The following is a 4,019-nucleotide window of genomic DNA, read 5'->3' on the forward strand; positions in this document are numbered from 1 at the left end:
CGACGCCGAGGTCCTCGCGCAGGGTGGGCAGCAGCCCTCGTCGTTCGGACATGGTGGTCAACTCCTCCTGGTCGGGTCCCGGCCGGGCGCGGTGCGCCGGCTCAGGCCGCCCGCAGCCCATCCGGAACCGTCGGGGCGACGTCGATGCGGATCTCCTCGCGGACCAGGTGCTCGCACAGCCGGACCGCGCTGCCGGCGTCGGCCGCCGTCACCGCGACACTGCCGAGCCGGTCCCAGTTGTCGCGCAGCTCACGGACGGTGTCACCGGGCCGGACCGACACCTGGGCGAGCAGCACCTCGGGCCGGGCGGCGACCTCCTCGACGCCGTGCACGGCGGTGACGGTGCCGGGGTTGCGCAGCACGAAGCGGGTGACGGCCGCGGCCCCGGGCTCGGGCGGGGCGGCCAGCGGCTCGACCAGGCCCAGCGGCCAGGCGGCCCCGTAGGCGATCAGGTCGATGCCGTAGGCGGCGCGGACCAGTTCCGGGATGTGGCCGCCGCCGAGCCGGTTGTGGGACTCGATGACCATCGGGCCGCGGGCGGAGAGCCGGATCTCGGTGTGGCTCGGCCCGTCCGTGACGTCCATCGCGGTCAGGAAGTCCTCGACCGCGGTGGTGAGCCGGGTCCGGTCGGTCCCGGAGAGCCGGGCGGGCACGACGTGGCCGAGTTCGGCGAAGTGGGAGTCGTCGGTGAGTTTCTCGGTGACGGCGACGACGACGTGGCGGCCGGCGAAGCTGAGCGACTCGACGCTGAACTCGGGGCCGTCGATGTAGGACTCCATGAGGAAGCCGTCGACGGTGAACATGGTGGAGCCGCGGTCGGTGCGCCCGCCCTCCAACCGCCTGATCCGCGCCCAGACGGCGTCGAGGTCCTGCGGGCCCGCCACGCGCAGCAGGCCGAACCCGGCGGTCGTGGAGACGGGCTTGACGATGAAGGGGTAGCCGGCCCGCTCGCCGAAGGCGGCCAGGGAGCCGCGGCCGTCGACGAGACCGTGCTCGGGGACGGGCAGGCCGCGTCCGGCGAGGTGCCGGCGCATCAGGTACTTGTCGCGCATCCGGCGGCTGGCCTCGTAGCGCCGGCCGTCGCTCAGCCCGAACAGGTCGGACAGCCGGGCGGCGGGGTCGAGGCCGGGTTCGGTGAGGGAGACCACCGCGTCGGCGCCGTAGACGGCGCGGGCGGCCTCGGCGAAGGGCCGTACGGTCTCCCAGTCGGTGTAGTCCAGCATCAGCAGCGCGTGGGCGGTGCGGGTCTGGTACGGCGTGATCTTGTCGGGGTGCTGGATCAGGACGACCTTCGCCCCGAGCGCGTCGAAGCGCTCCAGGTGGGCGTCGACGCCGCCGATCAGCAGCACGGTCGGAGCAGGGCTCAACGCGGGGTTCCCTTCGATGCGGTGGCTTCGCGCACGTCGGCGACGAGCAGGGAGCGCACGCGGGCGACGCGCTCCTCCGCCTCGGCCGGCGACTGGGCGTCGACGACGACGTAGCCGTGGCGGGTGGCGGAGTCGGTGGTGGGCGGCAGTTCGTCCCCCGGGGCGAAGGGGAAGTGGAGGGTGTGCACGTAGGGCAGGGCCCGGACGGCGTCGAGGCCGCGGACCTCCGCCAGGCGCCCCGGCGGCAGCAGGAAGAAGCCGACGGACGCGGTGTGCAGGGCCGTGGGCGGTTCGGTGCCGGCCCCCGCGAGGGCGCGGAAGATCTCCGCCTCGATGTCGTACCCGGTGGCGGTCTCGATCAGCTGGGGGATGCGGTCCCCGCCCAGCCGCGTCTGGGACTCCACGACGCGCGGGCCGTGCTCGGTGAGGATCACCTCCGTGTGCGCCGGCCCGAAGACCAGGCCGGCGGCGTCGAGCAGCCGGGTCACCAGGGTGCGCACGGCGGCGTCGTCGGCGGGGGCGAGGGGGGCCGGGTGGACGTGGGAGGTCTCGACGAACAGCGGTGCGCCGGTGGTGCGCTTGGCGGTGATGCCGATGACGTGGTGCGTCCCGTCGACGGACAGGGTCTCGACGCTGAACTCCGGCCCCCTCAGGTACTCCTCGACCAGATACGGGCCGGTGTGCCCCGCGGCGGCGACCCGTTCGGTCCACTCGTCGAGGTCGGCGACGTCCCGGACGAGGGCGATGCCGCGGCTTCCGGACAGCCGGGTGGGCTTGACCACGACGGGCAGCGGCAGACGGGACACGGCGGCGGCGACCGCCTCGACGGTGGGGGCGAGTTCGCTGCGCACGGGTGAGAGCCCGTGCTCGCCGAGCAGGGCGCGCAGCGCCGCCTTGTCGTTGAGGCGGTGCACGGCGGCGGCCGGGTTGGGCGACCGGCCGAGCGCCTCCGCCTCGGCGACGGCCGGGCCCATGCTGCTCTCCGCTCCCAGGTGCAGCACGGTGCCGATGTCGTGGGCCCGGACGGTGGAGGCGATCAGGGCGCGCAGCGCGGACTCGTCGGAGAAGTCGGTCAGCAGCAGTTCGCGGGCGTGCTCGGCGACCGAGTCGAGGTAGGCCCGTTCGCGCAGGGCCGGGTCCCAGATCGCCCACACCTCGAACCCCGCCCGCGCGGCCTTGCGGACGAACTGGCTGTAGGGCATCACCATCAGCAACCGCTTGTTCGGCACGCCGTGTGTCATGCGGGGCTCCGTTCTCGTAGGGCGTCTCGCGACGGCCCACCCATCGTTTTCCTCGCCCCCGAAAGCGGCATCTCCCTCCGTGCGACGTCCTCGGCACGCGGCGGTGACCTGCGTGTTCATCCGACTTCGCCAAGTCGAACGGCGACGGGAGGGCCGCGCCGGGACACCGCGGCGCCCGGCACCCCGTCAGGAGGCCGGGCGCCGCGGCGGTGCGGGGCCGTCGGGGCCCGGCGGCCGTCATCTCCGGCCCCGTCACCTCCGGTCCCGTCACCTCCGGTCCCGTCGGCGGGCGTCCTCGGCCGTGCGGTGCTCGCCGGCCGTCTCCAGCGCGGCCCGCCCCCGCTCCCCCAGCTCCAGCAGCAGGGCGAGTTCGACGGGCACGGTGTCCTCGCCGCGGTGGAGCATCCGGGCGGCGGCGGCCAGCGCGGCGGCCGCCCTGTCGAGCCGGTCGGCCACCGGACCGGCGTTGTGCGCCAGCAGATCGCCGCCGGCGCCGGGGACGTCGGCGACGGCCCGTACGGCGGTGGCCAGTTCGTCGCCGGCGAGCGGCAGCAGGTCGGGGTCGAGGTCGAGGAGCCCGCCGGCGACGACGGCCGCCACCACGTACGGCACGTGGCTGACGGCGGCCACGGCCCGGTCGTGTTCCTGCGGTGTCATGTCGCGGCGGACCGCGCCGCACAGGGCGACGAGTTCGGCGACCGCCGCCAGCGCCCACCGGGGAGTGGTGTCGTACGGGCACAGGATCCAGGGCCGGCCGGTGAAGCGGGAGGCGGACGGGCCCGTCGCGCCCCGGGCCGGCAGCGGGTGCCCGGGGACGTAGCCCTTGAGGTCGCAGCCGCGCAGTTCCGCCTCGGCGGCGACGATGTCCTTGGTCCCGGCGGTGTCGGTGCAGACGTGACCCAGGCCGCGGGCCTGGGCGTCGTGCAGGACGTCGACGACGGCGGACGGCGGGGTGGCGACGACGACGACGTCCGCGGGCGGACGGGTGGGGGTCCACGGTGTGCCCGCCCCCAGCCTCTGTGCCCTGGCGACCGCGCGCGCGTCCCGGTCGGCGAGGACCACGTCGACCCCGGCGCCGGTGAGGGCCAGGGCGACCGAGGTGCCCGTGACGCCGCAGCCGATGACGACGGCGGTACGCAGGAAGGCGGGTGTCATGACGGCTCCTGGGCGGATGCGGGCAGGGCGGCTGGTGGGGAGCGGGCACGGGGCTCGGCGGCGGGACCGGGGGCGGTGGCCACCACGCGGCTCAGCGCTCACCGCCCCGGTCGGCGAACTGGCCCGGACGCCGGCCCTCACCGGCCGGCCCCCGGTACGCCTGGGCGATGTCGAGCCACCGCTCGGCCTCCGCGCCCTCCGCCTCCAGGGCCAGGTCGGCGCGGTGGCGGCGGCGGGTGACCAGGAGGCAGAAGTC

General features: G+C 75.5%; 3 protein-coding genes and 1 pseudogene. All 4 read right to left on the reverse strand.

What is annotated here, in order from left to right:
• Positions 1-101: 101 nt before the first annotated feature.
• On the reverse strand, positions 102-1,367 hold the full coding sequence (locus B7L92_RS37160) for an ATP-grasp domain-containing protein (RefSeq protein ID WP_081241540.1): 1,266 nt from the start codon (positions 1,365-1,367) through the stop codon (positions 102-104).
• Entirely contained in the window at positions 1,364-2,608 is a 1,245-nt protein-coding gene (locus tag B7L92_RS37165) for an ATP-grasp domain-containing protein (RefSeq protein WP_081241541.1), read from the reverse strand. Before B7L92_RS37165 ends, B7L92_RS37160 begins: the two co-directional genes overlap by 4 nt.
• A gap of 267 nt (positions 2,609-2,875) precedes the next feature.
• On the reverse strand, positions 2,876-3,763 hold the full coding sequence (locus B7L92_RS37170; protein ID WP_081241542.1) for a prephenate dehydrogenase/arogenate dehydrogenase family protein: 888 nt from the start codon (positions 3,761-3,763) through the stop codon (positions 2,876-2,878).
• A gap of 91 nt (positions 3,764-3,854) precedes the next feature.
• Positions 3,855-4,019, reverse strand: a pseudogene (locus B7L92_RS43220) (wyosine base formation domain-containing protein); the annotation flags it as partial.

Origin of the sequence: Streptomyces viridosporus (genome assembly GCF_002078235.1) — a bacterium.
Taxonomy (GTDB): Bacteria; Actinomycetota; Actinomycetes; order Streptomycetales; family Streptomycetaceae; genus Streptomyces; species Streptomyces viridosporus.